The sequence below is a fragment of the Candidatus Kuenenia sp. genome, from assembly GCF_027493735.1.
Classification (GTDB): domain Bacteria; phylum Planctomycetota; class Brocadiia; order Brocadiales; family Brocadiaceae; genus Kuenenia; species Kuenenia stuttgartiensis_A.
On sequence record NZ_JAOSKF010000006.1, the window covers coordinates 277121 to 301965 of the forward strand.

The 24845-nt window shown below is 39.1% G+C and carries 20 protein-coding genes and 2 pseudogenes; 2 read left to right on the plus strand and 20 right to left on the minus strand.

Features of this window, described 5'->3' with window-relative positions; all coding sequences use genetic code 11:
• Positions 1 to 20: 20 nt before the first annotated feature.
• Positions 21 to 1151: an RpiB/LacA/LacB family sugar-phosphate isomerase gene (locus tag M5U24_RS05495; RefSeq protein ID WP_197705281.1), complete on the minus strand. Its 1131-nt coding sequence runs from the start codon at positions 1149 to 1151 to the stop codon at positions 21 to 23.
• 276 nt (positions 1152 to 1427) lie between these two features.
• A complete protein-coding gene (locus M5U24_RS05500) occupies positions 1428 to 1565 on the minus strand; it encodes a hypothetical protein (RefSeq protein WP_157820768.1) in 138 nt (45 codons plus the stop codon).
• 246 nt (positions 1566 to 1811) lie between these two features.
• Between M5U24_RS05500 and M5U24_RS05505 the strand changes: the two are divergent.
• Positions 1812 to 2087 (plus strand): annotated as a pseudogene (locus M5U24_RS05505) (hypothetical protein); the annotation flags it as partial.
• Positions 2088 to 2339: 252 nt separating this feature from the next.
• On the opposite strand, the gene M5U24_RS05510 reads toward M5U24_RS05505, so the two are convergent.
• The 18 genes from M5U24_RS05510 to M5U24_RS05595 form a co-directional block, all read right to left on the minus strand.
• Positions 2340 to 2558: a DUF2945 domain-containing protein gene (locus tag M5U24_RS05510; protein ID WP_099326839.1), complete on the minus strand. Its 219-nt coding sequence runs from the start codon at positions 2556 to 2558 to the stop codon at positions 2340 to 2342.
• Positions 2559 to 3993: 1435 nt separating this feature from the next.
• Positions 3994 to 5511, minus strand: coding sequence for a glycine betaine ABC transporter substrate-binding protein (locus M5U24_RS05515; protein ID WP_099326841.1), 1518 nt, complete (start codon positions 5509 to 5511; stop codon positions 3994 to 3996).
• Positions 5511 to 6260 carry an ATP-binding cassette domain-containing protein gene (locus M5U24_RS05520; protein ID WP_099326842.1) on the minus strand — a complete coding sequence of 250 codons (750 nt, stop codon included), beginning with the start codon at positions 6258 to 6260 and terminating at the stop codon, positions 5511 to 5513. Before M5U24_RS05520 ends, M5U24_RS05515 begins: the two co-directional genes overlap by 1 nt.
• 338 nt (positions 6261 to 6598) lie before the next feature.
• A complete protein-coding gene (locus tag M5U24_RS05525) occupies positions 6599 to 8056 on the minus strand; it encodes an NADH-quinone oxidoreductase subunit N (RefSeq protein WP_099326843.1) in 1458 nt (485 codons plus the stop codon).
• Positions 8043 to 9680: an NADH-quinone oxidoreductase subunit M gene (gene nuoM / locus M5U24_RS05530; RefSeq protein WP_099326844.1), complete on the minus strand. Its 1638-nt coding sequence runs from the start codon at positions 9678 to 9680 to the stop codon at positions 8043 to 8045. The genes M5U24_RS05525 and nuoM overlap by 14 nt, the downstream gene beginning before the upstream one ends.
• Positions 9677 to 11557: an NADH-quinone oxidoreductase subunit L gene (gene nuoL, locus M5U24_RS05535; protein WP_099326845.1), complete on the minus strand. Its 1881-nt coding sequence runs from the start codon at positions 11555 to 11557 to the stop codon at positions 9677 to 9679. The genes nuoM and nuoL overlap by 4 nt, the downstream gene beginning before the upstream one ends.
• 1 nt (position 11558) lies before the next feature.
• Positions 11559 to 11867, minus strand: a complete 309-nt coding sequence (nuoK, locus tag M5U24_RS05540; protein WP_099326846.1) for an NADH-quinone oxidoreductase subunit NuoK — start codon at positions 11865 to 11867, stop codon at positions 11559 to 11561.
• Positions 11864 to 12433, minus strand: coding sequence for an NADH-quinone oxidoreductase subunit J (gene nuoJ, locus M5U24_RS05545; RefSeq protein ID WP_197705283.1), 570 nt, complete (start codon positions 12431 to 12433; stop codon positions 11864 to 11866). The genes nuoK and nuoJ overlap by 4 nt, the downstream gene beginning before the upstream one ends.
• A gap of 9 nt (positions 12434 to 12442) precedes the next feature.
• Positions 12443 to 12958 carry an NADH-quinone oxidoreductase subunit NuoI gene (nuoI, locus tag M5U24_RS05550; protein ID WP_099326847.1) on the minus strand — a complete coding sequence of 172 codons (516 nt, stop codon included), beginning with the start codon at positions 12956 to 12958 and terminating at the stop codon, positions 12443 to 12445.
• Between the two features lie 35 nt (positions 12959 to 12993).
• Positions 12994 to 13983, minus strand: coding sequence for an NADH-quinone oxidoreductase subunit NuoH (nuoH, locus tag M5U24_RS05555; protein ID WP_315850557.1), 990 nt, complete (start codon positions 13981 to 13983; stop codon positions 12994 to 12996).
• A gap of 466 nt (positions 13984 to 14449) precedes the next feature.
• Positions 14450 to 17164 carry an NADH-quinone oxidoreductase subunit NuoG gene (gene nuoG, locus M5U24_RS05560; protein WP_099326849.1) on the minus strand — a complete coding sequence of 905 codons (2715 nt, stop codon included), beginning with the start codon at positions 17162 to 17164 and terminating at the stop codon, positions 14450 to 14452.
• A gap of 3 nt (positions 17165 to 17167) precedes the next feature.
• On the minus strand, positions 17168 to 18448 hold the full coding sequence (gene nuoF, locus M5U24_RS05565) for an NADH-quinone oxidoreductase subunit NuoF (RefSeq protein WP_197705284.1): 1281 nt from the start codon (positions 18446 to 18448) through the stop codon (positions 17168 to 17170).
• A complete protein-coding gene (gene nuoE / locus M5U24_RS05570; RefSeq protein ID WP_099326850.1) occupies positions 18448 to 18912 on the minus strand; it encodes an NADH-quinone oxidoreductase subunit NuoE in 465 nt (154 codons plus the stop codon). The genes nuoF and nuoE overlap by 1 nt, the downstream gene beginning before the upstream one ends.
• A gap of 15 nt (positions 18913 to 18927) precedes the next feature.
• The gene (gene nuoC / locus M5U24_RS05575; protein WP_099326851.1) at positions 18928 to 20673 is read right to left on the minus strand and encodes an NADH-quinone oxidoreductase subunit C/D; all 1746 of its coding nucleotides are present in this window, start codon (positions 20671 to 20673) and stop codon (positions 18928 to 18930) included.
• A 34-nt stretch (positions 20674 to 20707) separates the two neighbouring features.
• Positions 20708 to 21346, minus strand: coding sequence for an NADH-quinone oxidoreductase subunit NuoB (gene nuoB / locus M5U24_RS05580; RefSeq protein WP_099326852.1), 639 nt, complete (start codon positions 21344 to 21346; stop codon positions 20708 to 20710).
• Between the two features lie 6 nt (positions 21347 to 21352).
• Positions 21353 to 21769: an NADH-quinone oxidoreductase subunit A gene (gene ndhC / locus M5U24_RS05585; protein WP_099326853.1), complete on the minus strand. Its 417-nt coding sequence runs from the start codon at positions 21767 to 21769 to the stop codon at positions 21353 to 21355.
• Between the two features lie 302 nt (positions 21770 to 22071).
• Positions 22072 to 23742, minus strand: a complete 1671-nt coding sequence (locus M5U24_RS05590; RefSeq protein WP_099326855.1) for a molybdopterin-dependent oxidoreductase — start codon at positions 23740 to 23742, stop codon at positions 22072 to 22074.
• Between the two features lie 249 nt (positions 23743 to 23991).
• Positions 23992 to 24315 (minus strand): DUF6788 family protein, encoded by a 324-nt coding sequence (locus M5U24_RS05595; protein WP_099326856.1) that lies wholly within the window; start codon positions 24313 to 24315, stop codon positions 23992 to 23994.
• Positions 24316 to 24376: 61 nt separating this feature from the next.
• On the opposite strand from M5U24_RS05595, the pseudogene M5U24_RS05600 reads away from it, so the two are divergent.
• Positions 24377 to 24845 (plus strand): annotated as a pseudogene (locus M5U24_RS05600) (IS4 family transposase); the annotation flags it as partial.

Genomic DNA, 24845 nt, shown 5'->3' on the forward strand with positions numbered 1-24845 from the left:
TGTTTAGCCATTTCTGGTTTTTAATCTTTATTCCTTTCCAGTACGGAAACTTTGTTAAGGCGTCGCAGGAATCGTTCTTCATTCTTAAACCTGGCATTGATAAATATCTGCACCAATTCCCCGGCTAACGCAGACCCTGTGATCCGACCACCTAAACACATTATATTCATATTGTCGTCCTCAACCCCTTGGCGGGCAGAGAATGAATCGGTGATCAAAGCTGAACGAACGCCGGCAATTTTATTAGCCGCAATACAAGCCCCAACACCGCTCCCACAAATGGCTACACCTCGTGAGATTTCCCCATTAGCCACTGCCTCCGACATCGGAATAACAAAATCAGGATAATCATCGTCGGTATTGAGTTGATAAGCGCCAAAGTCTTTTACTTCGTAGCCGGCAGTTTTGAGTAACGCAACCAGTTTTACTTTCAAATCAAATCCCCCATGATCAGACGCAACACCTATACGCATCATTTTTCTTACAGGACTTGAAGTTTCTTCTTTTAAATTTTGTGGTTGAAATTCGATACTTTTCTCTTTGACAGACAACCCCAAATCTGCTAGTGCTTTCGCTGTTGATAGATAATCTGTATGGTGAATGCTGGTGATACCCATGCCCTTCGCCATATTTACAAACATTTGCGTGTTATCAATGTACACGAGTTCATCTAAGGGCGCCTGGGCGCCATCAATTGCCAGGCGAAAAATAGCTGCATCGGGCTTTCTTCGATGAACATAGCAGGAGGACACAAAAAAATCAAATATTTCATTCAATTTAAATTTGTTTATCCTGTAGGCGTTTATTTCTCTTGCTTCGTTGCTAACCGCAATTACTTTTAGTCCATATTGCAATTTTATTTTTTTAATAAAGGCAATCATTTCCAAATCAGGCGTGGATAAGGAGAATATGAAGTCTTTGAACTGGTCGGGGGTAAAATCCCTTTTTTGATAGAATACCATCCGATCAAGATATTCGTTGAACGTTATCCTTCCTTCTTCATACGTTACAAACAGGAGGCCGTGGCGGTTTTCCATTTCATTCGCATCCAGGTGAAAATGTTCAGCAGCCCGCTGCCTGAATTTGTAATCCCATCCGTTTGAGAGCAATACACCTCCGATATCTAAAAATAAACAACTAATAGCATTCATATTATTATTTTTTTAAAGCTTCCTTTTTATTATTGCATCAAAAGCAATAGAATAAATCAAATCTATAAATACTATTGCCCATGCACTGTAGCAAAAATTACAAATTCAGGTGAAATCCTTATCAGAAAGGTAATCTGATGGCTTGTGACAATTTTACTGTACAAGCAGTTACCTGCCTAGGGGGAATATCATTTCCCAATACCGGGCATTATATTTTAATGTCGCCTTTTTTATAATATGTCGCCATACACTCCAAATAATTATTAGTGGTATCCACTAGTCGCTGGTTTGCCATTTAACCTCTGCTTTTAATTGCTTTATAAATTCAGGAATATTTACATTTACCAATGGAGTACCCATTTTTCGTGTTCCTTCTGGTCTTAAGTCTGTAGATTCATTATTTTCTATTTCCATGAATATGTATTTACCTAAATCCAGCAAACAAGGCAAAGCCTTGTTGCAGGAATAGGATTGAAATGGTAGAATTTTCGAAGTATTCAGCGGTATATTGATAACAAAATACAGAAGAAAGGAGATTAGCCATTTCGATGTGGAATATAACAAAAGCCGACAACAAAATACAACCTAAAATCACCACAGAGATGAATGGGAAAGGATTAACAGTAAATGCAAGGCTTTTACCGGTATTAAATTTTATGGGTAAATAAATGTATGGCATACATGAAGAAGGGAGTAAGGGAGGTATTTCGCGGAGACAGTAGTTTTTTTGCCGGTGAATTGCTTGAATACCTTGAGTCAGTGCAGGCAGGATATTTGATTTTGGAAGTAAAGACGATGCGGTTGTGGTTAGTCATTATGGCAGGAAAATTGGTGGAGAGAAGCAGGCAATTGACATTAAAATTGCCGGAGAAATTTCTGCATAATGAAGAATGGAAAAAGTGGGAACGCATGTCGCTGGAAGTAGTGTTTCCATAGAAAATAAATCTTGTTTTTCGTTTTTTTGATTTTCTAAGAGCTGTAAGGACACCGCAGATAGGGACAGTATCGCCACATTCTGATTTTATAGCTTCCGGATGAATGATTCGGGCTAATCTTTATGTCTTTTTGTTTAAAGTAGCACAACTCAGCTACCACAATTGCTAAAAAACAGAGGTTTGTTATATGTTTTTTGCCAATTTTGGTATTGGAAAATACCGATTTTCATACTACGAAAATCGTTTGCGGAATTTAGGATTTACTCAATTTCGTAAGTGCTTTTCCTTTATGCACTGCAATATGGTCAGTCTTATCGCTTTGGATGGCATATTGGGGGTCTTCTTTGGAGGCGTGATGTGTGTAGCCCTTGTAATCAAAATCGGTGGTATGTATTTTTATAATCTTGCCTGATACATATCCGGCTTCAGAATTCCATTTTACATGGTCGCCTATTTTAAATGAGTGTTCCATTTTCTACATATCTTAATTGTTTGACTATTTGCCAATAAATCAAAGTATTCGTCATCTTCATTTTTGCCTCCATAGCCTTTGCCAACCGTTTCATGTTTTTCCTCAAATTCAATTCATTCAATCCATTTTACCGTTTTATAACCTAACTGATTTTCTACACGCAGTCTTAAAGGGGCGCCATATACTACAGAGAGCGGTCCATGATTCATTTCCCAAGCCAGATGGATGGTTGAGATGAGATGATAGGAAATTGCTTTTTTCTATCAGGCAGTCAGCTTAGCAAAAACAAAGAAAATTGCAAGTTTTTTTATTTTATCGACCCTACTGAACATCAAAGGAAAGAGAAATAAGAGAATAAGGCGGCGGGAGTCAAACCTTGATTAGTTATTAAACACTTAACAATAAAAGACAGTTTATGTTGCCTTGTCTTTGATGACAAGACAATGGCGTATAGCATTAAAGGAGCTTATTATCACCTCTTATCGTGCGCCAATGAGAGAAGAGATATTTTGCGGGACAATGATGATCGTGTTTTATTTCTGAAAACTTTAGGAAATATGTCGGACAGGTTTGAGGTTGAGGTTTACGCCTATGTTCTTATGGATAATCCTTATCATTTGCTACATGAGAAGATTTTCGTCACGGCCTTATTTTGGGTTCTCAGAAGTTTGCTGACCGTATAAAGTCCAAATATTTGTCAGAGAATCCTGATGTTGAAATTCCTCAAAAACGGCAAGTATCAAGAGATACCGATCCTGAAAACATTCTAAAGAAAGCTGCAAAGATTTTAAAATGCGATACAGACGTTTTTTTATACTCCTTTAGGATAAGTGATTCAAATAAACTAAATCGTGATTTATTAATCTATCTTTTATGAAGTACAGGTTGGCAGTACCTTTTAGTAGGGTGCCTTCCCGATTTTTTGTAAAAAAGAAAGCTGTTGGCGGATATTTTACTTGAATATGTATAAATTCATGAAGAGAGCATAGAGCATTCAAAATTCTTGTAACATTCTGGTTTTTTGAAAAGATCCAATAAAATCAAGGATTTCTGGTTTTATTGAGTAAGGAGTTTTTTTGTATTAAAACACATCCCTAAATTCCCTCTATCAGGAGAGCACTTTTTATCTCCCATCTAAAAAGAAGGGCCGGGGATGTGTAATGAGTTAGCTTATGGTCATGAAAAATTGCTGCTAAAATTTACAAAAAATCGGGAACGCTCCTGGTTGGTATGATAACCAGAAAGTCGGTGATTTGCTTGGTCTTGGTTATTCATCAATAAGTCGACGGGTAACTATTATGGAATCAACTATTTCGAAAGATGATGACATTAATGAAAGATTAACAAGGATTACTAATCAAGGTCTGACCCCATATTCATATTTGTCAAAGGCGTGATGTAGCTCCTACAGGAGAAAATTACTCTCCATGAAAACTCAAACCGTAGGTTTCAAACGCAGACCTTTTGGCACAAAAAATCTCTCCAAAGCCTCAAAACCACCTTGTACTATCAGAGCAAGTACGGCTGCCGGTACCGCCCCCTGTAGGATGAGTGAAATATTATCTAATCGAATACCGGTAAGAATTAATTGCCCATAACCACCGGCGCCTATAAGTGCACCTAATGTTGCCGTTCCCACATTAATCACAGCTGACGTCTTAATGCCTGCTAAAATAGATCGCGACGCCATTGGCAATTCCACCAACCTAAGCCGCGCTCCCGGTGGAAGCCCAAGTGCCTCTGCAGATTCTCGAATATGTGAAGGAATATCATGAAGACCTGTGTATGTATTCCGTACAATTGGCAGGAGACTATAGAGAAAAAGTGCCGTAATGGCCGGAGGTCCGCCAATACCCAGTAACGGAATCATAAAGACAAGAAGGGCCAGTGACGGAATGGTCTGGAGAACACCAACAATAGCAAGGATAATTTGTCCCAATGTTGTTCGCTTCGCAGAGACAATACCCAGTGGTATTGAAGTTAAAATGGCTGCTGATAACGAAATTGTGACCAAATAAAGATGTTCTGTGGTAAGGCGTAATAGGCGGCTAATAGCAGTTTCCTCATAAGATTCAGTTTCCAGAGATAAACTTTCCGATAAGAAGTCTGCAGCTATCCGATTTTCCGGTATCATTTCCATATTGGCACGAAAATTCATTTTGACCATTTCTAATCTAGAAATTTTATTTTCGATCTTTTTTAGAACAGTAACAACATGCGGAGCGCGTTCTTCTAAATCAGACCGATACAGGATTACGGCATTGTAAGCGGGAAAATGATTCATGTCGTCCTCTAATAAACGCAGATTATAATACCGGATTTTGGCGTCTGTTGAATAGGTATCAATCGCCTGAATAATGCCTTTTTCCAAGCCACGGTAGGCAAGATCATGATCCAAGCCTCTTACATTTTGCTGAGGTAGGTTGTAATGCCTGCGCAGGATTGGCCATCCGTCGCCCCTGTCCATGAACTCATTTCCAAAACCAAATTTCAAATCAGGGTGGCGTTGCAAGTCTGAGATCTTTCGAATTTTTAATTTTTCTGCAACTTCTTCCTTCATTCCGATAGCGTAGGTATTGTTAAAACCTAATGCATCTGTCATCTTAATCCCACGTTTGATTAAGGCTTGCCGGATCTCCTCCTCACTGCGTACTTCCTCACCTGCCAGAATTTCTTCACTAATCGTACCTGTATATTCAGGGTAAATATCAATTTCACATTTTAATAAAGCATTCCACAATACACGTGTGCCTCCCAGTTCTCGCAGGTAAATGGGCTGTTCTCCGGTACTTTTTAACAGATGATTCACTATCTCTCCCAATATTACAGATTCAGTGAACTTTTTTGAGCCAATTTTGATCTTAGGAGTGGAACTATATGCTGTAAGTGGAAAGAGATATGCAAAGACAGCGTTGCATAAAAACAAGTATATGACAAAAAAGTATGTTTTCATTAGAAGTCCTTTCTCATAACTTCCAAAGGACTTCGCTGAGCATTTATAAAGCAAGTAACAAATGAATCGGCCGGTGATTGTACGAGATCTTCGAGTGTGCCTTTCTGTAAAATTTTTCCATCCCGTAGTAAGGTAATAACATTGCCGAAAAATCCGGCTTCTGCTATATCATGAGTTACCAGAACAACTGTTTTACCAAGTGCCTGGAAGATCCTTTTCAAATCAACCTGCAGATCGGCCCGTATCATCGGATCAAGGGCGCCAAGGGGTTCATCTAACAGAAGTACGTCAGGGTCCAACATTAGTGCGCGCATCAAGCTCACCCGTTGCTGTTGGCCACCGGAAAGTTGTACTGGAAAACGATGAAGTCCGTCAGAAGGAAAATGCGTCAGTTCGGTTAGTTCGTTCAATCGTTTTCTTATACGTTCATTATCCCATCCCATGTAGCGTGCCATCAATGCTATATTGTCATACGCAGTAAGGTGCGGAAAAAGGCCTCCCCCCTGGATAACGTAACCCATCTTTCTTCTTAAGGTAATCACAACCTCAGGAATAATTTTAGTTTCCTCAAAATATATAGATCCGCTATCCGCTTGTAAAAGGCCTATGATCAGCCGAAGTATTGTAGATTTTCCACAGCCACTTGGACCAATCAATACAGTTGTTAGGCAGGCCGGAATGGTTAAATCAATGGATTTTAGCGCTCTGGTTTGACCAAAAATTTTTGAAACATTCTGCATTTTAATCATAAATAAATGCTCATGTGATCATTGCTTTGTTAAAAATCAACTGAACTCACAACGAAGTCTTTGTCTTATTGCATGGACTCTCACCTATTTGATCAAACAAAATGCTTGTCTTACGAAAATCCTTGAAACGAAACCTACTATCTTCAACGAAATCAAACAGGCAGCCACTCCTTACTCGAATTTGCCTCTACCAACGCCTTATCAAAGAACGAAAAACTCGCCAATGACTATTTTAAAATTAAATCCAACCGACTTAAAAAGAAATTGATCGTTTAATTTTTAACAAAGTAATGCTATTTATTCATCCAACAAAATACCCTTGTGGATATTTTGTTACGTTAAATTCCTGAACCTAATTTAATATTTATAATTGACTGAATGGCGGTAATCAATGCTGAAGGAAATATTCCGTACCAGATTAACAATACGGTCAGAATTGTTAATGCAATTCCGCCGCTCAATGGAAAAGAAATTTTTATCTTTAAAGACTTATCATATGATTCAACAACTTGTCTGTACATAGCGGTAATTATTCTTAAGTAATAGTATAATCCTACAGCACTGCTGACAACAAGCACGATCACCAAAAACCAGAGCGATGAATTAATTCCCGCCGCCAGTACATAATATTTACTAATAAAACCAATCGTGAGTGGAATTCCCGCTAAAGAAAAAAGCATCACAGTAAAAACTGCAGCAATTACAGGATGCGACCAGAACAATCCTTCATATTCCTTAATGTCTTCTGCTTCATGATCTTTAACAGACAGTACCGTAACAACTCCGAATGCACCCAGGGTAGTAATAAAGTACGCAACCAAATAAAATGTAACAGCCTGAATTCCTAAACTTCCGGTGGCTAAAAACGCAACAAGCACGTAACCAAGATGTGCGATAGATGAATACGCCAAAATTCGTTTTATATTATTTTGCCGGATTGCCAAAAGGTTGCCTATCAACATAGATGCAGCAGCTATTATTGTGAATGTTAAGATCAGAGAAGGATATTGATGTACGTTTATCTCAACGAAAAGACGCAACATCAATGCAAACATACCACCCTTAGAAACAGTTGCAATAAATGCCGTAACAGGTGCGGGTGCACCCTGGTAAACATCCGGCGTCCAGAGATGAAATGGTACTAATGCCAATTTGAAACCGACGCCGATTATGATCATTGAAAAACCGGTGACCGCTAATATCAAATTGGTATCGGGTGAAGAAATTCTACTTGTAAATTGATTGAAAGCCATTGTTCCTAATCCGCTGTAAACAAGCGCCATTCCGAATAGCAAAAATGCTGCAGATGTTGCAGCAAGCACCAGATATTTTATGCCTCCTTCCAATCCATTTTCATTAGTGCGGAAATATGAGATCAGTACATAAAGAGAAACACTTAAAATTTCCAATCCTAAAAAAAATGAAATAAAATCTATGCTTGCGACAAGCAATGAGGAACCCAATGTAGCAATGAAAAGCAAAATATAAAATTCTTCCTTATCACCTTCATATTGTTCAAAGTAACCGAATGATAAAAGAGTAACAAGAAAACTTGCCGACAGGATAAGTCCGATGTAAAAAAAAGAAAATTTATCAAAAATAAATAGTGGTACTATTGTAACCGGAGCCAAATTTGAAACTAAAATTACCGAAATTAAAGCTAATGCGAATGCGACTAAGCTGAATATATTCACAAACAAATGGCTTCGCTTAACTGAAGCAACAAGCATTATTATTATAGGTGCGGCTGCAACTATAATTAAGGGTAATATTGATTGAAACTCAATCGGGGTCACGTTTAGTCTCCATTATGCAGATTCGATTTTTGGCATGAGTCGATAATCCAGAATTCAGGTTATTCATAATAGATTTGTTATAAGCATTTCCATTTTGAAGTTGATCCTTTTTATTCATATCTAAAACTTCAGTGTTTGATGTTTGAGATTTGAAATTCTGAATGATGTTTTCTATCGAATACTTAGTAGTAGTTAAAAAAGTCTGAGGATAAATGCCAAGCCATGCAATAACAATAATCATTGCACCCATCATAATCATTTCACGAATACCAAAATCACTTATCTTCCATTCCTTTTCTCTCTTGCCATAAAAAACTTTTTGCATAATTCTCAAAGCATATATTGTTGAAGCGATCAGTCCAAATGCAGCAAAGATTGTCAAACCAGCATTCGCCTGGTAAGATCCGGCAAGAATTAAAAACTCAGCTATAAAATTTCCCAGCCCCGGTAAACCAAGTGAAGCTAATGAAAACAAAAGACCAACGCCTGCCATCCTGGGAACTAACTGCCAAAGACCTCCCATCTTGTTTATATCTCTTATATGTAAACGTTCCTGCATTGTGCCGGCAAGTACGAATAATGCGCCGGTGGTGATTCCGTGTGCTAATATTTGCATAACTACACCTTGAAACGCGAGCACATTAAACGCAAAAGCACCGATGAGTATAAACCCCATATGACTTACACTTGTGTATGCCACTAATCGTTTAAAATCAGTTTGTGCAAAAGCAAGTTTAGCCCCGTATAAAATTCCGATAGCTCCGAAGAACATTGCATAGGGAGAAATTGCAGCAGCAGATGACGGGAATAACGGAATAACAAATCTTAACAATCCGTATGCACCGGTTTTTAACAGTAAACCTGCAAGTATAACACTTCCGGCTGTCGGAGCCTCCGTGTGAGCATCAGGCAACCATGCGTGAAACGGAACGGCAGGGAGCTTAACTAAAAATGCGATTAAGAACCCACACATTAAAATGAAAGAGACGGTCGGGCTCAAGATCGTTCCAAGCAATTGCATATAATCAAAAGTATAAATGCCCGTAGCTTTTCCATGTATAAAATAAAGGACAAGAATGGCAAGGAACATCAACAAACCACTTGCCTGCGTAAAGAGAAAGAATTTAAAAGCAGCATAAATTCTATTTTCATGCCCCCATATTCCGATAAGGAAGTACATTGGGATTAGCATTACTTCCCAGAAAAAATAAAATAAGAATAAGTCCAGCGCAAGAAATACTCCGGATATTCCAGCCAGAATCCAAAGTATATTGAAGTGAAAGAAACCAATTCGTTCTGTAATTTCTTTCCATGAAGTAATGACTGAGATAATTCCGAGAAAAATAGTAAGTGCAACAAGGATTAAGCTTAAACCATCAAGTGCTAAGTGAAAATTAATCCCAAACTGCGGAATCCACTCCGTATTTAATTCTATCAACCAGACAGGCGCACGTGAGATTGAAATATTGGCAGAGTATGAAATCCATATAGATATAATAATTATAAAATCGATTATTAGCGTAATAAGAGAAATCCATCTGCAGGCATAACTACTCCATTTGCCAACAAGCCAGGCAAGCAGCCCGCCAATCATCAAAATAATTATTAGCCATGCTAAGATCATATTGCCACCACAATCGTGAAAATTATCACGGCACCGATAACGATTGCCATCGCATACCTGCGTAATTGACCATTCTGAGATACTACAAGAATCTTATTCAAAACTATGCTAAGCCATGCTATAAAAGAATAAACTTTATCAATAAAATCATTTTTATCAATCCTTGCAAAGAAGATTGCGGGAGATACGAAAATGCGATCGTACAGCCAATCAAATCCCCAGCCGTTAAATAAAAATTGAGAGATGGCAGTCTCCTTAAAACGTTCAGTGGCTTTAGAGTTTTTCAGATAAAATTGGTAAGCAAGAAAAACCCCGGCAATAGCTAACAAGGCTGTTAATATCTGGAACAATAATTCCATTCCATCGCCTTCCATTTTAAGCGTAACCACTGGAAGTACAGATTTTAACAATGAAGAAAAAGGTGCAAACCCTCCCAAAGTTTCCGGCATTTCAATAAATCCGCCTAAAATAGAAAGTACCGCTAAAACGATCAACGTAATTTTTATTCTGTTTCCCGGCTTATGGCTTACATGAGTTTTTTGTTCGCCGAAGAAAGTAACGAATACCATTCTGAAAGTATAAATGGAAGTAATAAATGCACCGATTATAGCAATAAGCCACAGCCAGGGACTTCCCTTATCGCTTGACCATGTGTACCAGATGATTGCATCCTTACTGTAAAAACCTGCTGTAATTAATGGTAAAGCTGCCAGGGAAGCGGATGCAATTAAGAATGTCCAATAAGTTACCGGAAGTTTCTTGCGCAATCCTCCCATTTTAAACATGTTATGCTCATGATGGAGTGCATTGATGACGACACCGGCAGCAAGGAATAGAAGAGATTTGAAAAACGCATGAATCATAAAATGAAAAATCCCTGCAGCCCAGGCGCCTATACCGAGAGCAAGAAACATATATCCAATTTGACTTATGGTTGAATAAGCCAGGACTCTTTTTATATCAGTTTGAGTTAATGCGCTGAATCCCGCAATGGAAAGAGTTAAAGCCCCGATTATTGCAACTGCGCTTTGAGCAACAGGAGCTAATTCAAAAAGTGTGTGAGTTCGCGCTATCAAATAAACACCGGCAGTCACCATTGTAGCGGCATGAATGAGTGCGGATACCGGCGAAGGTCCCGCCATTGCATCGGGCAGCCAGGTTTGTAATGGAAGCTGAGCCGATTTACCGAGAGCACCGCCAAGGAGCAGAAATGCTATTAACACCGCAAGCGATGATCCGACAGTCCAATTAGCAGATGCTAATTGAAGAATGTCTTGAATATTCAAAGTATTAAAATGTTTAACGAGCAGAAACAGCCCGATTGCCATTGCAGTATCACCGATGCGGGTAACAATAAAAGCTTTATTAGCAGCGTAAACATTTTCAGGTTCTTTGTACCAGAAGCCGATAAGCAGATAACTGCAGAGACCAACACCTTCCCATCCGAGATAAAGTAACAGAAGATTATCCGCTAACACTAATGTTACCATCGAGCCAATAAACAAGTTCATATACGCGAAAAATCTTGAATAGCCTTCATCATCTTTCATGAACTCAGCGGAATAAAGATGAATAAGAAACCCAACAAATGTAATAGCGAAGATAAAAATTAGCGATAGCCCATCAAGATGAAATGCAATACCGGGATTAAAACCGGAAGTACTCATCCAGATCCATAAGGTTTGATCGAAACGGTTATTAGGAGGCGGTGATGAAATAAAATTAATACCAATTAGGATTGATAAAATCGCAGGCAGCGCAACCGAGCCAACACCAATCCATGCAACAGAAGATCTGTTTATTCTTCCGCCGAATATTGCGAGCAGAAGAAACCCTAAAAATGGTATTGCCGGAATTAACCAAAGAAGATTAAGCATATCATCCTTTTAAATTATTCAATGCATCGGTATCAAGCGTTTTAAACCGGCGATGTATTCGCAGAATCAGAGCAAGCCCGACTGATACTTCTGCGGCTGCCATTGTAAGAATAAAAACAAACATTACCTGCCCTTCCGGTTGCATCCAACGCGCACCGGCAGTTATAAATGCAAGTCCTGTAGCGTTAAGCATTATCTCGATCGACATAAGCACAAAAATTATATTCCTTCTTACCAGGACGCCTATCAATCCAAGTAAAAAAAGTACAAAGGCAAGAATTAAGCTTGATTCAAACGGTATAGCTGTCATTCAGATTTTCCTTTAACTCGCAGATCAGGTTCAGTTTCTGCGAGATATCTATGTAAGATTTTCTTTTTCTCTTTTCCCAAATGATAAGCCCCAACAATGCCGGCAAGCAGTAGCATTGCTGCGAGCTCTACTCCAAGTAAGTAAGTGCCAAACAACGAAATCCCGACCTGCTTTGGACTGATTATAACGGAGTTATATTCTTGTCCGTTTATTTTAATTAAGACAATGATAAATTCGATAATCAGAATTAAAGTTAGTATTACAGGTACTATCCACATCTTAGGATTAAGTAATTGATTTTCCATCCTTGCAGCTTCACTTCCGAGGTTCAGCATCATTATCACAAATATGAAAAGCACCATAATTGCACCTGCATATATTATCACTTCGAGCGCAGCCATGAACGGTGCACCAAGAATAAAAAAGATAATTGAAACGGAAAGAAGCGAGACGATAAGATAAAGCAATGCATGTACTGCATTCTTACGCGTAATAACCATCAGCGTTGAAACAACTGCAACAATTGAAGCTATGTAAAAAGTTATGATCATAAGTTCAAATTCCAAATGATTTCATCAAGGCAGCAAGCCTTTAACATCGATAGGCGGTGATTCACTTTCCGATTCACCTTTATCTTTTCCTTTAATTGAAACGCCTGCGACCTTGTAATAATTGTAGCCGTGGTATTTTCCCTCTCCGCTGATTAATAAGTCTTCTTTTTCGTAAACAAGATTCTGCCTGTTGTATTCGCACATTTCAAAATCAGGTACAAGTTGTATTGCGTAAGTAGGACAGGCATCTTCGCAAAAGCCGCAAAAAATGCAGCGTGAAAAATTTATTCTAAAAAATTCCGGGTAACGTCTCCCGTATTCATCTTCGGTCGCTTGCAGCGAAATGCAGTCGACCGGGCAGACAGCCGCACATAAATAACAACCGACGCATCTTTCACCACCATCAGGATCGCGCGAAAGAATGATTCTGCCTCTCCATCGTGCAGGGAGTGGAGCCTTTTCTTCTGGATACTGGTAAGTAACACGCTTTCTGAACATGTGAAGAAAAGCCAACCAGATTGTTTTTAAGTTGCTTAGCATTTATTCCTCATAAATACAAAATTCAATCCTTTTTTTCATCTTGATAGAACGATTGCGCCGGTGACAAGTAAATTTAAGAGCGAAAGCGGCAAAAGTAATTTCCATCCGTAAGACATTAACTGGTCGTACCGTGGTCTTGGAAGCGACGCTCTGAGCAAAATAAATAATGAAATGAAAACAAATGTTTTAATAAAAAACCAGATAACAGGCGGAAGAAATGAGGGACCAAGCCATCCGCCAAAAAACAATGTTACCATAATAGCAGAAATTAATGTAATACCTAAATATTCTCCGAGAAAGAACATCCCGAATTTCATACCGGAATATTCAGAGTGAAAGCCTGCAATCAGTTCGTTTTCTGCTTCGGGAATGTCGAATGGTAATCGGTGTGTTTCAGCTAACCCGGCAATCATAAAAATTATAAAACCGACAAACTGTGGAACAACGAACCAAATATTTTTTTGTGCAATTACAATGTCATTCATGTTAAAAGAACCTGCAAGCATTACAACTCCCATTAAAGAAAGACCCATGAAAACTTCATAAGAGAGCATTTGTGCCGCAGCGCGAAACGAACCGATCAATGCATATTTATTATTGGATGACCATCCGCCTAAAACAACACTATAAGCGCCCAATGAAGACATTGCCAAAAAAAATAGCAGTCCGATATTTAGATCAGAAACGAATATTCCCGGTGCGAAAGGAACAACTGCAAAACTCATAAGAACGGTTATAATAACTATTGCCGGTGCAATTACAAAAACAGCTTTGTCCGCAAACGGCGGAATCCAATCTTCCTTAAAAAATATTTTTATCATGTCGGCAATTACCTGGAGCAAACCGAATGGTCCAACCCGGTTTGGCCCGTAACGATCCTGCCAGAGTGCGAGCAAGCGGCGTTCAAGCCAAATCAATCCGGTAGCAATTGTCATCACAACAATCAGCACACCGAATACTATTAATATGTAAATTAAAGTTTGGTTCATCATTTTACAATGATCTCGTATAAACCAGGATTTAATGTATCAATGACGGCTTACAGGTTAACGCCTTGTGTGCGTTTGGTGACTTCCCTGATGTTGTTCCTTCGGCAGGCTCAGGACAGGCTCTTGAGTTTGTTCAGTGACTTCGTGCTTATTCCCTTGTATGTGCCATTGAAATTATATCCGAGAAATCTGAAGCCCCTTTTGAAGCTTGTGAGTTTGGTTTTATACTCGTCCGGCTTCATTGCCAGTTTTACTCCAATGATTCCTTTAACACAGGAAAGACGTCAGACGCACGAATTCTTTTGCCACCTTCTTACTCCGGGATTCTTTTCGTAGGGAACCGATTATTACAGTTATCTCCTTTTGCATAATTACTACTCTTTACTATTTGTTGACCTACCATGATTTTGCAATATTTGTACCGGATAAACCTAATACTCCAAATGTATATAGTTCAGTAAATTCAATCTAAATCTTTTTTTTCGTTCTCTTAATTCTGTATTTAATTATTACCACCTGAAATTTTACACCAAACCGGCAGATCAAAATATTGCATGCCGTAAAGACTAACCGGAATTCCTAACATACCTTTTGGCAATCCAAGCTTTATTTTTACCGGCAAGCGAAGCCGATAATTATTTATATATAAATTGATTTCATCATCTTTTTTGATTTTTAATTTTTCAGCATTATCAAGGTTTATCGCTACATAAGGTCTTGGCGCAAGTTCTGCAATAGATGGTGAGATACTGCTTAATTCTTCCGAGCCGAAAATATGATAAACCGGAACGACAAAGAATTCACCGTCCTTAATCTTAAATGGTTCGGCTATAGCGTTGAAAAATTCGGCGTTAGTATTTTGTTTTGGCTCGATTAATCTTTTCCCCGGCTCGCCGCCGTGCAATTCACCACCGACTTCTATCTGATATTTATTTATTGCCTGAACCGAGTTCCATCCGGGCGACCAGTAAAATGGTATCAAGGAAGAAGGCGGCTCACCTTTGTATCCTTCCATTGTATAGGACAATGGTGAATCGGGATCTTCAGGCGGCTTGGGCTCACTCACATTTATATTTGCATGCATAGCCGTTCTGCCGCTGTAGCGTTGAGTTTCGCGTGGAATTTTTTGTCCTGCAATTCTAAAATCAGGTGGTGGAGTAATCTTTTGAATCCCTTCGAACTTTGGAAACGATTCAACAAGTTCAATGAGAAAGTCGTTAAAGTTTTTCAATTCGGATTTGCTGCTGGACTTTGCCAATTCAATTCCATCTAACCATCGCCAGCCTTCAAGCAAATTTGGATTTGAAGAATGATAAGCTTGATAATATCGCTGCGCTCTTCCTTCATTATTCACAAACGTTCCATCAGACTCCGCAAAAGTTCCTACCGGAATTATTGTCCCTGCTTTTGAGGTTGTACTATTCTCCAAACTATCAAGAACAACAATATTTTTACACTTATTAAAAAAAGCATCCACCGAGTTTTTATCTGCTCTCCGGTAAAGATCATTTTCCAAAATTATTACTGTTTCCGCATTACCTTTTTCAACAGCGTCAAATGCATCATTAAGACTCTTTCCGCCAAGCATTGCAGTGCCTAAGCTATTCGCTTCCGGAACTACAAAAGAAAGTTCTGCGGCTTTTCCGGAATTGCACAAAGCCCAAGCAACATTAGCCGCAGCATGAAGTATGTTTTCATTAAAACAGCTAATGCCGGAAATAATCAGCGGTCTCTTTGCTTCTTTTAAAGCAAGAGAAATTTCTGTAACAAGTGAATGAATTTGTTTTGAAGGATTATTTATTTTGGGAGCCATGTTATCCAGAAGCGAAGCAACTTCAAATCCAAGCATTGCAATTTCATCAGGAAAACAGCGGATAGTTTTTGTAGCAACGTCATCAAGTTTTGTTTCGTATAATGAAGCGATGAATAACGGACCCTTTTCATTTTGTGAAACGCTCCTAACGACTGCATCCTGCCATTCTGGAATATTTGTGCCTTTAATTTTTTCGAATGACTTTTGCCTTATTGATTGCCGCACTGCCAGAGCAAGCATTGGTGCAGTATTGGTGAGGTCTTCCCCAAGAATAAGAACGGCATCAGCTTTCTCAACTTCCTTAAGTGATGGAGTTCTAGCCGCACCATTCTGTAAAATATCAAGAATAGTGTTTGTTAATTTTAATTCTTTTCCGGAAATCCCCTGAAAGAAATTATTATATCCCACAAATTTTTTTAATGCGAAATTCGATTCGAGTGATGCCCGCGGTGAGCCGATGCCGATCACTTTATCTTTGCCGGAAAAAAGTTTTGCAACGTGCGATTGCATATCCGCTTTATCAACTTTTTCTAAATTTCCGTTTTCCTTTCTTAACGAAGGATCTTTTATCCTTTTAGTGTCGTTTACAAATTCGTAGCCGTATCTTCCACGGTCACAAATAAAATAGCCGTTTACTTGTCCATTATATCGGGATCTTATTCTGCGAATCATACCGTATCTTTCTCCAGTAATCGTGTTGCAGCCCAGACTGCAGTTAGTGCAGATTGAAGGCGCTGTAGAATAATCCCATTTTCTTGTAAAATGTTTTTTTAAAGACTTGTCGGTAAATACTCCGGTAGGGCAGACTTCAACCAGGTTGCCGCTAAACTCATTTTCTAAAACTCCATCTTCATGCCTGCCGAAGTAAACATGGTTATGTGAAGCCATATTATCAAAGTCTCTTCCACCCGCATAATCTCTGTAAAACCGAACGCAGCGGTAGCATTGAATACAGCGGTTCATCTCGTGGTTAATGAATGGGCCAAGGTGTTGATTCCGGTAAGTTCGTTTTTTGAAAACAAATCGTCTGTAATTATGTCCGGTAATTACCGTCATATCTTGCAGATGACATTCGCCGCCTTCGTCGCAGACCGGACAGTCGTGAGGATGGTTTGTCATCATCCATTCGTTAACACCAGCGCGAAATGCTTTTGCTTCTTCTTCAAATACACCTACACGCATTCCTTCTTTCACGGGTTCCATGCAAGCCATTACGATCTTGCCCTTGGTATCACTTTCATCGCGGTAGGTTTTTACGCCACACTGGCGACAAGCTCCAACAGAGCCCATAGCAGGATGCCAGCAAAAATATGGGAGATCCAATCCAAGCGACAGACAGGACTCAAGAAGACTCTTCTTAGGATCAACCTCGTATTCTTTATTATCAATAATAATTTTTACCAATTTTTACCTCCACGGGCATTTTTTTTCATTTATGTGTCTCACGTAATCTTCACGAAAATATTTTATAGAACTTTGAAGCGGCTCTACAGCACCAGGTGCCAGCGCACAGAAAGTTCTTCCGGGACCCAGATTCACAGCATGAAAAGAAAGTATATCAAGGTCTTCTAATTTACCTTTGCCTTCTTCAATAGAAAGAAGAATTTTTTCAACCCAGGGAAGACCCTCGCGGCAAGGCGTACACCAGCCGCAGGATTCCTGAGCAAAGAAATGTTCAAGATTGTGAACCATTCCAACAGGACAAGTTTTATCATCAAGAATTATTAATGTTCCTGTTCCAAGTCTGCTGCCGGCTTTTTCAACTGAAGAGTAATCCATATTAACATCAAGATGCTCCTCAGTAAGAAAATCCGTTGATGCACCACCAGGAAGGATTCCCTTTAATCTAAATCCTTCTTTCATTCCTCCGGCATGTTCAAAAATTATCTCGCGCATTGAAGTGCCCAGCGGAAGTTCCCATGTACCAGGATTTTTTACTCGCCCGCTGACTCCATAAATCTTCGTTCCGCCGACACCGTTAAGGCTTAAGTTTTTGAACCATTCCGAACCATTATTAACAATGTGTGAAACGCAACAAAGAGTTTCTACATTATTTACGATTGTAGGTTTACCGAACAACCCGCTTACTGCCGAATACGGAGGCTTTGAACGCGGTATTGCGCGCTTGCCTTCCAGTGCTTCCAAATGTGCAGTTTCCTCGCCGCGGATATACCTGCCGATACTTGTATGAAGATATAATTCTAAAGCATAACCAGAACCCAAAATATTTTGCCCTATATAACCAGCTTGTTCAGCTTCTGCAAGAGCTTTAAATATTAATTCCGCTGCTTCCTTGTAAGCCCATCGTAGAACAACATAACTTTTGTTCGCCTGGATTGCGTATGCGGCAATGATCATACCTTCAATCAATTGATGAGGGTTTCCTTCAAGAAGCAAGCGATCTTTAAATGCTCCTGGTTCCATTTCATCGGCATTGCAAATAAGATACTTATCTTTTGGCGCATCGTCTCCTAACGGGACGAAACTCCATTTCATTCCGGTTGGAAAGCCTGCCCCGCCTCGTCCTCGTAAGTTGGAATCCTTAATTATTTTTTGAACGTCTTGAGGCTGCATTTCTTTCAATACTTTGCGTAATGCCTGGTAGCCGCCAGCTTGTTCATATTCTTTTAAATTCATCGGCGGCTTATTTGCCTTAATATGTTGAGTTAAAGGAGTTTCCATCTGCATCAACTATATTTTTCTAAAATCGGATCAAGTAAATCCGTCGTTAAATCTCTGTAAAGATCATTATCAATCATAAGTGCTGGTGCATGATCGCAAGTGCCGAGGCATGATATTGGAAGTAGTGTAAATTTGCCATCGCTTGTTGTTTCGCCAAACTTAATACCAAGTTTTTTATTCAGGTAATCTAAAATTTGATTGTAGCCGAGTATCCAGCAGCTTACACTGTCGCAAACTAAAATAACATGTTTACCTACTTTTCTCCTGAAAATAAGGTTATAAAAAGTGGCAACACTGTCAACTTCATCCGGAGTAATTTCTAAAAATTCTGCGATGTCTTTTACACCATCATCCGAAACCCATCCGCGGTGTTTCTGAACAATTTTTAACGCCTCTATAGTGGCAGCCTTTTTATAAGGTACGATCTTTAATTCTTCTTCAAGGTCTTTTTGTTCTTCAACCGATAACATAAATTATCCGAAAGTTTATCTGTCAATATCTGCTAAAACAAAATCAATGCTTCCTAAAATTGAAAGCAAGTCAGGAACCGTGTAACTGCGGCTTATAAAAGGAACCATCTGCATGTGCGGGAACGACGGCGTGCGAACTCTCGTTCTATAAGATGATGTATTTCCATCACTGATCAGATAGTAGCCGTTGTTTCCTTTGGTTGCTTCGATTCCAAAAAATGCTTCACCGGCAGGAATAACCGGTCCCCACGTTACTCCAAGAAAGTGAGTAATTAAAGTTTCAATGTCATGCATTGTCTTTTCTTTACGCGGCGGCGTTGCCAGAGGATGATCTGATTTATATGGCCCGGACGGCATGTTCTTTACGCATTGCTCTATTATTCTAATGCTCTGCCGCATCTCCTCAATTCTAACTATTGCGCGGTCATAGCAATCTCCATTCTGCGCAGTTGGAATATCAAACTCAAATTGATCGTAACCGGAATAAGGTCGCTTCTTCCTGAAGTCCCATTCAAATCCGGTTGCTCTTAAGCCGGGCCCTGTTACACCCCATTCAATTGCTTCTTCAGTATTATAGATACCGATACCGATGGTTCTCCCTTTGAATATCCGGTTCTGCATAACCATCGTGTCATATTCTTTTAATCTTTTCGGAAAATAGTTGATGAAATCCTTTACTAATCTGTCCCAGCCGTTTGGAAGGTCGTCAGTAACGCCGCCTATCCGAAACCAGTTCGGGTGCATCCTGTCGCCGCAGATCGCTTCGATAATTTCAAATACTTTTTCGCGGTCACTGAACATATAAAACACAGGCGAAAGTTGACCGATATCCTGGGCAAATGTTCCATACCAAACAAGATGACTTGAGAGCCGGAACAATTCGCAAAGCATTATTCTAATTACCTGCGCTCTCTCCGGGATTTTTATTCCTGCAAGTTTTTCTACTGCTAAAAGATAAGCGAGGTTATTCATTACACCGGCAAGATAATCAATCCGGTCTGTGTATGGAATGTATGTATGCCATGACTGCCTTTCACCCATCTTCTCTGCACCGCGATGATGAAACCCAATATCGGGAACAACATTTAAAATCTCTTCGCCGTCAAGCTGAAGAACTAATCTCAACACACCATGCGTACCTGGATGCTGGGGTCCTATATTTAAAAACATGAAATCAGAATCTTCACTTTCTCTTTTCATCCCCCATTCTTCGGGATTAAAATGAAGCGCCTGATTTTCTCTTTCTTCTTTTTCTTTCGGCAATTGAAACGGTCCCATTTCCGTAGCACGGGCAGGATGTTCTTTCCGTAGCGGATGTCCTTCCCAGGTTAAGGGCATTAAGATTCTTTTTAAATGCGGGTGACCATCGAATTTTATTCCGAACATATCGTACACTTCCCGTTCGTACCAGTCTGCATTAGACCATACTTTTGTAATTGTCGGGAGTGATGGATACTCACCTTTAAGCGGAACTTTAATTCTTATATCATCATTTCTTTCGAAAGAAAGAAGATGATAGACAACCGTGAAATCACCTTTGGGTATTTCCACTCTTTTTGCACGGGTTCTTTCGTCTATCGCAGTCAGATCGTACAGCATACGGTATGGCTTTGAAACTTCCGTTTTCAGAAAACTAATCACATCAATCAACTTGTCTTTCGAAACCCAGATGGTTGGAAATTCGTCACTGGTTTTTTGTTCGGTAATTTCAGATCCACCAAACCTGGTTTTTAGTTTCTCAACGATAGCGGAATCAGTCATAAATCATTTATAAAAAAAATAAATTATTCTTTAATTAAATTTCCGAAGGCGGTTTAATTTTTGTCATTTTCATTCGGTTTTCGTGCTTTAATTCTTTCATTGAAACAGGATCCATCCTGGTAATCCCTTGCGGACCGGTAAACCAGCTTAAAGGACGTTTTTCCTTTCCAACTGAATCGCGCAGCATCAAAAGACCTTCCATAAAAGCATCGGGGCGCGGCGGGCAGCCGGGCACGTAAACATCTACTGGCATAAATTTATCCACGCCTTGTACTACACTGTAAATATCATACATGCCGCCTGAATTTGAACAAGAGCCCATAGAAATTATCCATCGCGGTTCCATCATCTGTTCATAAAGTCTTTTAATAATTGGCGCCATTTTAATGAATATGGTGCCGGCAGTGATCATTACATCTGCTTCCCTCGGCGTTCCCCGAATAACTTCAGCGCCAAATCTTGCAATATCATATTTGCTTGTTAGGCTTGTCGCCATTTCAACATAACAACAGGACAGCCCGAAGTTAAAAGGCCATAATGAGTTTTTTCTTCCCCAGGCAATCAAATTCTGCAGATTACAGAGCACAACAGTTTTCTGAACAGCTTCCTCAAATGAACTTGTGCCGCTGACCGTTTTAGTTTGATCGGATGATTTAGTTAACCACCATTTCATAAATGCTTAACCTTTTAATTTTTCAAATGCTGATAATATTTTTTTACCCTGCGGGCCGAAATCAAGTGCGCCGAGTCGCCACACATAAATAAGTACGGCAATAATAATTCCAATAAATATTAATACACCAATGTAGCCGTTCCACCCAACATCGCGAAAAGCAACTGCCCATGCAAAGATAAAAATGGCTTCAAGATCAAAAATTACGAAAAACATTGCGGCGATATAGAAATGTGCAGAAAACCTGATACGGGCGCTGCCGGTGGGCGTAATACCTGATTCGAAAGGAACGTCGGTAGAAGGCTCTTTGTGACGCTCACCAAGAAAATAAGATATAATCAGTATTCCAATTACTAAAGAAACTACTGCTACAGTATATAATAGTAAAGGCCAGAGAGTGATTGGTTCAATAAAATTAGACAATTATTTACTCCCAAAAACAGATTAAGAAATTCTAATGATAATATTTTTTATAGCCCTTATATGGTAAAGTTTATAATGAAACAAAATAAAAATTTTCTCGCATCAATTTACGAAAGAATATACTCACTATCCTGGCTCGAAAATAAGACTACAAAAAATAGTTTAAGTACAGATATTACAACACGATATGGCTATAAAACCATTTTCATCGTTTCTGGGTGTTGCAAATGCAACATGATGACTGTTTTTATAATTTTAATATTCATAAAGGGAATTATTATTTATAAAAATCTTTTTTGATGCTATACATTAGCTATTAAATCGAAGTATTCGTCATCTTCATTTTTGCCGCCGTAGCCTTTACCAATTGTTTTATACGTTTCTACAAATTCAATTCGTTCAATCCATTTTACCATTTTATAACCTAACTGATTTTCTACACGTAGCCTTAAAGGAGCCCCATGTACTTCAGAGAGCAACTCATAATTCATTTCCCACGCCAGTATCGATGCGGGTTTCAGACAATTATCCAGAGTGATTGTATCGTAGTACATGCCGCCATACAACCCTTCTCCAAAAGAATAAAACACAACCGTGGTTACAGAGGGATGTGGTTTAACCAGGTCCACCAGTACCTTTATAGGTAAGCCTCCCCATTCCGCTACGCCCGTCCATCCCTGTACGCAGTGGTGCATAGTAATATTCTGTTCTTTGCCCAGGTTCTTTATATCATCAAGCGACAATTCAACGGGGTTTTCTACTAATCCGCCTACTTTGAGTTTGTAGTCTTTGAATTTATTCTCTGCCAACTTTTTCCACTTTTCGGAAATTGGAAGATTGCCATTGGGCCAAAAGAATGGAGATATATCTTTCTTTTTTAAATATGCTCTGGGTTTCAATTTATTGATTGTGAACTGCCACAAATTGCCATTAATAAATGCATCTGTTCTTTGAACCCATCGCGGCCGTTTCCAGGACACCCAATGAGCATAAACAAAAAAAGCAATTGTAAAAAGAATTATTGCTGAACCTATATAAAGCCCTGTATAATCTGCGGGATTATCTGTTCCAAGCGTTATATGGTTCATGTTTCTAACGAAGCCTGTAATCACCACCATAGTAACGTGTACTATAATAAAAGCCACATATGCCAGCATCACTAAAAAGTGTGCAGACCTTGCTCCTTGCCTGTTGCCAAATAATTTTGGCAGCCAGTAAAATCTATTATCAATAGCAGGTGACATGCACACACCACTAAGCATAGCAAGAGGTCCTAAAATAAATATTACACCAAAATATGAAATCTGCTGTAATGCATTGTAATGATAAAAACCGTCAGGTTCTATTGGCAGATTGAATGTAGCATAATGCACAAAAACTGCCCACGCATCTGGAATAATTTGCCAGGAAGAAGGTGTTATTCTTTGCCATTGATCGCCAGCAAATAATAGCGTAATAAATATTATTCCATTCAATACAAAAAAAAGTACATGGATAAAATGCCAGCCGCGGGCAATACCTACTGTGTGGCGATACCCTGGTAAGCCGATAATCGGACTTATATAACGGGCATCATCTTTTGCGGTCCATAATTTGTCTTTTGGCACAATTAAAGGAGTAAATTTCAACCACTCAGAACCAGGTGTGCAGCCTTTATTCCAATACAGCCGGGGATGGTCCATTAATATTGAAAGTCCACTTTTTATCAGTATCATCAAAAAGAAAAAGTTTACCCAATGGCAAAGAATCAGCCACAAGGGAAAACCTTTCACTTTAACTTCAGTTATAGAAAGCAGTGCTAATGACGGATCCTTTGGTAATCCATATACTAAAAATTGTATCCACGCTGCTCCCATTATTCCTAAGAATACAATGCCAATAATCAGAAAGGCATAAGGATTCAGTCCAATAAATAATTTCCTGTCTTGCGGATAATGAACTGATTTTTCTATTTGGTTAAAATGAGTGAACATAACACCTCCTGATAAATCTTATAATTTATACGATCAGTATTGGTCAGGTTTCTTTTAAAGTGAAGCCCTTTAAACAAGAATTCACTAAAATTCTGCTATCTGGTTACAATGCATAATTACTACACACAGAATAATTAAAATATTAATAATTGATAATGACTTAAGTCACTTGAGAGTACCGAGTTCTCCATGTTGTGAATCTATTTAATCATATCTACAATTCTTATTTTTTACAGTACAATTTTAAACTTATTTCGGTTTGTCACGTTTCGCTAAATGGGCCTTCAATCGTGAATGTTCAATAGAAAGATCTATCCATAATTCAATCAATTTTTTAAACTCTTTATATGTTTTTACCAGTTGCCTTGTCTCATCTACAAACGAAGGCCTGACGTATTCCGTCCTGCTTTTCATTTTATGTGTAAAACTGAGTTGATAGTATGCCCCCTTTTTCCCCGCAGGGTCCTTATACTGTTTACTCAGACTACCCGGTCTCATTTCATTAATTGACTGAAGTTTCTTTTTGATTTTTTTAATCTTCTCTTCAATTTGTTGTAGCTTTTTTATTGACATATATGTAGCATACACAGGCTACATCAATATGTCAACAATAATTTTAAGAGGAGGAAGATTTATGAAGCTTTGGATTCTGTGGTGGAGCACGGTCTGGCAACTACGCCCAGCCTGCTCTCGCCTGAGAAACTTTTTATGGTTTGCTACAGTTTTAGCCGGAATTACCGTTCGGCCTGATTTGCTCGGGGTGTCTAGTATTATACGAGGACTCGGCCTTAAGGGGTATTGTTATGACCGCCTTTTGGATTTTTTTCATAGCAACGCACTAAATGTTGAGAAACTAACCAAACTATGGACAAAGCTTATTATAAAAACACATCCGCAGGTAAAGCGTTTTCGCGGGAAATTGCTTTTATGTGGGGATGGCCTTAAGGTGCCAAAAGAAGGCAAAAAGATGCCTGGTGTAAAGTCATTGCATCAGGAATCTGACTCGAATAACAAGGCAGAGTACATTATGGGCCATTCCTGTCAGGTTGTTTCTCTTTTAGCTGAAGCCGGGAAAAGTTGTTTTGCTATTCCACTGGTGAGCA

Bases quoted from the DNA above. Each gene is read 5' to 3' on its own strand.
- M5U24_RS05495 (WP_197705281.1), bottom strand. From the start codon at position 1,151: ATGAATGCTATTAGTTGTTTATTTTTAGATATCGGAGGTGTATTGCTC.
- M5U24_RS05500 (WP_157820768.1), bottom strand. From the start codon at position 1,565: ATGGAAATAGAAAATAATGAATCTACAGACTTAAGACCAGAAGGAACA.
- M5U24_RS05510 (WP_099326839.1), bottom strand. From the start codon at position 2,558: ATGGAACACTCATTTAAAATAGGCGACCATGTAAAATGGAATTCTGAA.
- M5U24_RS05515 (WP_099326841.1), bottom strand. From the start codon at position 5,511: ATGAAAACATACTTTTTTGTCATATACTTGTTTTTATGCAACGCTGTC.
- M5U24_RS05520 (WP_099326842.1), bottom strand. From the start codon at position 6,260: ATGATTAAAATGCAGAATGTTTCAAAAATTTTTGGTCAAACCAGAGCG.
- nuoM (WP_099326844.1), bottom strand. From the start codon at position 9,680: ATGATCTTAGCATGGCTAATAATTATTTTGATGATTGGCGGGCTGCTT.
- nuoL (WP_099326845.1), bottom strand. From the start codon at position 11,557: ATGCTTAATCTTCTTTGGTTAATTCCGGCAATACCATTTTTAGGGTTT.
- nuoK (WP_099326846.1), bottom strand. From the start codon at position 11,867: ATGACAGCTATACCGTTTGAATCAAGCTTAATTCTTGCCTTTGTACTT.
- nuoI (WP_099326847.1), bottom strand. From the start codon at position 12,958: ATGCTAAGCAACTTAAAAACAATCTGGTTGGCTTTTCTTCACATGTTC.
- nuoF (WP_197705284.1), bottom strand. From the start codon at position 18,448: ATGCAGATGGAAACTCCTTTAACTCAACATATTAAGGCAAATAAGCCG.
- nuoE (WP_099326850.1), bottom strand. From the start codon at position 18,912: ATGTTATCGGTTGAAGAACAAAAAGACCTTGAAGAAGAATTAAAGATC.
- nuoC (WP_099326851.1), bottom strand. From the start codon at position 20,673: ATGACTGATTCCGCTATCGTTGAGAAACTAAAAACCAGGTTTGGTGGA.
- nuoB (WP_099326852.1), bottom strand. From the start codon at position 21,346: ATGAAATGGTGGTTAACTAAATCATCCGATCAAACTAAAACGGTCAGC.
- M5U24_RS05590 (WP_099326855.1), bottom strand. From the start codon at position 23,742: ATGTTCACTCATTTTAACCAAATAGAAAAATCAGTTCATTATCCGCAA.
- M5U24_RS05595 (WP_099326856.1), bottom strand. From the start codon at position 24,315: ATGTCAATAAAAAAGCTACAACAAATTGAAGAGAAGATTAAAAAAATC.